Origin of the sequence: Emticicia sp., assembly GCF_049241225.1 — a bacterium.
Classification (GTDB): domain Bacteria; phylum Bacteroidota; class Bacteroidia; order Cytophagales; family Spirosomataceae; genus Emticicia.
The window spans coordinates 1-4,551 of the sequence record NZ_JBMLRC010000125.1; the positions used below are offsets into that span (position 1 = coordinate 1).

Annotated in this window: 4 protein-coding genes; 1 reads left to right on the top strand and 3 read right to left on the bottom strand. The window is 38.3% G+C overall.

What is annotated here, in order from left to right; all coding sequences use genetic code 11:
* A partial coding sequence (locus ACOVO2_RS07640) for a hypothetical protein (protein ID WP_421769388.1) occupies positions 1-741 on the top strand: 741 nt, incomplete at its 5' end.
* A gap of 104 nt (positions 742-845) precedes the next feature.
* On the opposite strand, the gene ACOVO2_RS07645 is transcribed toward ACOVO2_RS07640, so the two are convergent.
* From ACOVO2_RS07645 to ACOVO2_RS07655, 3 genes are all read right to left on the bottom strand, one after another.
* Complete coding sequence (locus tag ACOVO2_RS07645) at positions 846-2,000, bottom strand: endonuclease/exonuclease/phosphatase family protein (protein ID WP_421769389.1); 1,155 nt, start codon at positions 1,998-2,000, stop codon at positions 846-848.
* 119 nt (positions 2,001-2,119) lie between these two features.
* Positions 2,120-3,076 carry a hypothetical protein gene (locus ACOVO2_RS07650; RefSeq protein WP_421769390.1) on the bottom strand — a complete coding sequence of 319 codons (957 nt, stop codon included), beginning with the start codon at positions 3,074-3,076 and terminating at the stop codon, positions 2,120-2,122.
* Between the two features lie 108 nt (positions 3,077-3,184).
* Positions 3,185-4,551: sensor histidine kinase (locus ACOVO2_RS07655; protein ID WP_421769391.1), on the bottom strand; the 1,367-nt coding region annotated here is incomplete at its 5' end.

The following is a 4,551-nucleotide window of genomic DNA, read 5'->3' on the forward strand; positions in this document are numbered from 1 at the left end:
AATAATAATACGTGGAATTGGAAAGGGGGAAGCAATGAAAAGAACTCTTTGAAGATTGATTATAAGGTATTTATGCCCAAAGGAAATGTGCTGAAGGTGAAGAATTCGTTTGGTAATACTTTTCTGCCATCGTTTGCATCGGTTTTGATGGTTAATCAAAGTTATGGGAAATTGATTGCCGAAGATATTTCTAATCCGCAGTCAGATATTAATCTGTCGTTTAGTAAAGGTTCAACGATTCGGTCGATGACTGGCGGGAAATTGAAGGCATCGTATTCGGGTATAAAAATGGAGCGTGCCGATGATTTGATTTTCAATAATAGCTTTGGCGAAATTGATATTAAAGAAGTAGGGAAATTGAACGCAAAAATCTCGTATTCGAGCGGAATGATTGGTACTATCAACGAATCATCGAACCTGAAATTGGAGTTTTCGGGAGGTTTTAAATTAGGCGAGCTGGGCAGGAATGTAAAAGAATTGAACCTAAATGCCAGTTATTCGCCCGTAAATTTGGTATTGAGCAATAATGTTTCGTATGATTTTGAGGTGAAAGCTAACTACGGAGATTTTAGTTATCCGAACGAACGTGGAGTTTCGTTTACGACCAACTCAGATGTTGATGCTAAGAAAGAAAACCATCATTTTAATCCAGTAAAATATTATACGGGTAAAATCGGAAAAGGTTCTGCTGATTGCAAGATTGTGGTAAACGGAAATTTCAGTAGTGTGAAGTTTAAATAAGTTTGAGAAATATAGAACGCAGATTTTTAAAATTATTATGATATTCGATGATGAGAATCTTGATAAATCATAAAAATCATCAGAATCAGCGTTCTATTTTTATTTTATTTGATGGCAACTAAAGCGGGAGTTTCTATCAGCGATTTCTTCAACACATATTTGGCCATTACTGGAAAATGGTCGGAGAAATCGACGCTTGAAATAGTTTTATATGATTCAACGTGCCAGTCGTGGCTCACAAATTGTTGGTCGATTCGGGCAAAGTATGGCTGTCGATTCAGCGTAAAACCGAGGCCTTGTCCAGCTTCTTCAAAGGCGTTTTTGAAACTTAATTTGAGTTTTCCGTAAGAATAGCCAAAAGGCGTTTCGTTGAAATCTCCACAGATAATGACTGGATACTTACTTCCCGAAACATAAGATTCTACCTCACGCATTTGTTCGTCACGCTTTTCAAAACCTTCTTTCAAACGCCCAAAACTATCGGCCAATTCTACGGCAAAGGTTTTTATATGTCCTTTTTTCAAAGCATCAATCGCCAAATTTATGCGTACGCCCATTGACCAAAGATGTACGTTTACTACCCTTACGGTATCATTTTTATAAGCAATATCGGCACATAAATAGCCATTGATGTTGGGTTGGTTTTTTCTGTCCCATATTTTGGTATATTGTTTCAGAATAGGGTATTGCGAGAACATAGCCAGGCCAATAAGCCCTTTTTTGTCAAATTCAGTAAGATTTACTATATTATTGGCATACTGCGACTCAATCTCTTTATTGGGCGAGTATTCCTGAAAGCAAGCAATATCGGCCTGTAGTTTTGCCCAATGCTCGTCGGTTTTATGTTTTTCATCAAAACACTCGCCATTGAAACTCAAGACTTTTAAGGCAGAAACATCTTCGAGTTTTATTTCGTTGTTATTGATTCCGACCATACGTTTGATGAGCGGAAAGGTTAGTAAAAGCCAAATGAAACCCGTTGCGGCTACGATTTTTTGTTTTTTTACGAGTAAATAACACGCTGCCGTAAGTCCAGATAAGACCGCCAGTGGTAGGCTCATCATGATAAACCCTGCACTCCAATGGTCGAATATCGGATAATAGCAGAATGCCATCGTAATGAATAAGTAGAGTAATGCAGTATAAGAAAGTGGGTGTTGGCGGAAAGTCTTAAAAACGAAACTGCTTATTTTAGAGAATATTTCGGCACCAATCAACACCACATCCCAAAGAAATATTTTTAAATCGTTTAGTTTCATAATCGCGGATTGTTAAGTAAATAATTGTACAACAGTGAGTTAGGTAAGAAATAATAAAGACGGAGTGCGTTCCGAAAAACACAAACCGTCTTTGATATAAACTAAATTGAAAGGGCTACTTATTTTACTTCAAATGCTCCTTTACCAATTTTGAAGCCTTCTGAGTAAAGTTCAACGCTGTATTTTCCTTTCGTGTAGCTTGCACCTTTACCCGATACTAAGTCAACACGTTGGTCGTTGTTTTCAAACGGTACGCTTTGCTTGAAGCTGTAACCAATTTCTTTACCATCCACTTGTACAATTCCGCCATTTCCGTTTTCTACAACTGCACCGTTGGCATCAAGTACACGCACGTAAATGTCTTTGTTGTTTTGTGCTGCTACTGGGTTTGAAGGCATAATGAAAGAAACTTTCAATTGGTCGATTCTTGAAGCCTTGTATGCACCACCATCACGTTCTTTACCTTTTGATGAAAGAGCCGCAACCTGAACATTGATAGCTTTCATTGCCGAAGCCAAAGTTACCTGACGCTTCAAATCGTTATTTTTTGTAGTGAAATCATCAACTGTTTTAGTCAAAGTAGAAGATAATTCTTCTTTCTCAGTTTTTAAAGCAGCATTTTCAACGATAACTTGTTGTTTTTCTGTTTCGAGCGTTTGAGTTTTTGCTACCAACATACCGTTCTCTTCCTTCAATTTGCGAATATCATCGTCTTTGGCAACTAAGAATGATTCGTAATCTTTGATTTTCGATTCGTATTTTTGAACTGAGAAGCTAAGGTCAGTTTTCAATTTTTTCTTATCGTTTTCCAACTGAGCTTTAACAGCTTCTAATTCGGCTACGTTTCCGCCTAAGCTCTGTACTTCAAGAATTTTCTCATCTAATGATTTCGAGATAGAATCAAGTTTGATTTGTGTAGATGAAAGTTGTTCTACTTTCGATGTCAATGATTTTTGAAGTTCGAGTGTTTCGTTTCTTGCACCCATGAATAAATAGCCTAAAAGAGCTAATACGCCTGCCATCACACCGATGATAACTTTCAAAAGTCCGTTGTTGTTAGATTGTGTTGTTTCCATTTGCTTAATTGATTATGATTTTAAGTTTATGGTACAAAGCAACAATGTCAAGGTTAAAGGCGAATTAAATCGACTTTAAATTTAGCTTAAAATTGGAGGAGGGGACTTTTACTTCCGAAACACCAAAGTAAAAACAGTTTCATCAATATTCGAAACTACGCTAATGTCGCCATTGTGGAGTTTGACGATTTGAGAGACAATAGCCAAGCCAACCCCATGTCCTTTGGTGGCTTTGGCGGTGGCATTGCTTCTATAAAAGGGGCGGAAAATATAAGGTAAATCGGCTTTCGGAATAACAGGCCCTTTGTTCATAAACGAAAGCCTAATTTCTTTGACAGTAGCCGAAAAACTCACAAAAACACTGTTATTCTCCGAAAACTTACAGGCATTATCCATCAGATTCATCAAGGCTACTTTTAATGAAGCCTCATTTCCTTCAAGAATCAGAGCTTCTTCGTCTTCGGGAAAATCGCTGAAATCAATGTTTATCACATAATTGTCGTGCCATTTTTTTAGTTGACTTTTAGCTTCCCACAAAAGTTCGTCTATGCGTAGTGGTAAGCGTTGAATCGCTTCGGCATTGACAACGGTATTGGCTAAATTGAGCAAAGTATTGGTCAATTGTGTAAGTGTTCGGGTATCTTCTTGGAGTGATTTTAGGCTTTCTTCATAAACTTCTGGTGTGCGTTTTTGGAGCAGCGTAATATCAATTTGAGAATAAATTTTGGTCAGCGGATTCTTCAATTCGTGCGATACATTGGCGATAAACATTTTTTGCATCGTAAATGCTTCTTGAATACGGTCGAGCAGTTGATTAAAAGTTGCTACCAAACGCCCAATCTCGTCTGAGCGGTTGGGGTGTTCGACACGCCTTTCGGTATTGGCAGGGAAAATCTCGTTTACTTGCGTGATAATACCCGACATCGGAGCGAGTGCTTTATCGGCAAAAAACCAGCCCGAAAGCCCTGAAAGCAATAGCCCAATCAATACCATCACTGTCAGAATTTTGCGTAAATCTTCAAGGGCCTCTTTGCCATTTCGGTCAATGGCACTCACAATTACCCAATAGCTGGCTGTTCCCTTTTTGAGTTGAATACCAAGAGTCTGGTAAAAACCAGCGTAATAATATGTGGGTTTACTTTCTTTTTGAATACTTGGAATTAACTCTTCAAACAAGCCCGAATAGGGTTCTTGGCTTGCAAAAACAAGTTTTTTCAGGTTTTCGTCATAGACATAAATACTTTCATCGCTCAACAATTCTTTATCAGCAGTGTTGACGAGTTTCAGCACCGTAGTATCAGCCGTTTGGAGGTCGAAGAGCAGGGTAGTGGTCGTTACGGCACGGTCTTGTAGGCGTTTGAAAAAACGCTTTTCGAGGTAAAGTTTACTGAAAAAATAGACACCTACCGAAAAAAACAGCAGAATGGCCGTTACGATAGCCATAAATTGGTAAGTAAGTCGGGAGCGAATGTTTA

Excerpts from the sequence above, each read along its gene's own strand:
- ACOVO2_RS07645 (WP_421769389.1), bottom strand. The coding sequence starts at position 2,000 with ATGAAACTAAACGATTTAAAAATATTTCTTTGGGATGTGGTGTTGATT.
- ACOVO2_RS07650 (WP_421769390.1), bottom strand. The coding sequence starts at position 3,076 with ATGGAAACAACACAATCTAACAACAACGGACTTTTGAAAGTTATCATC.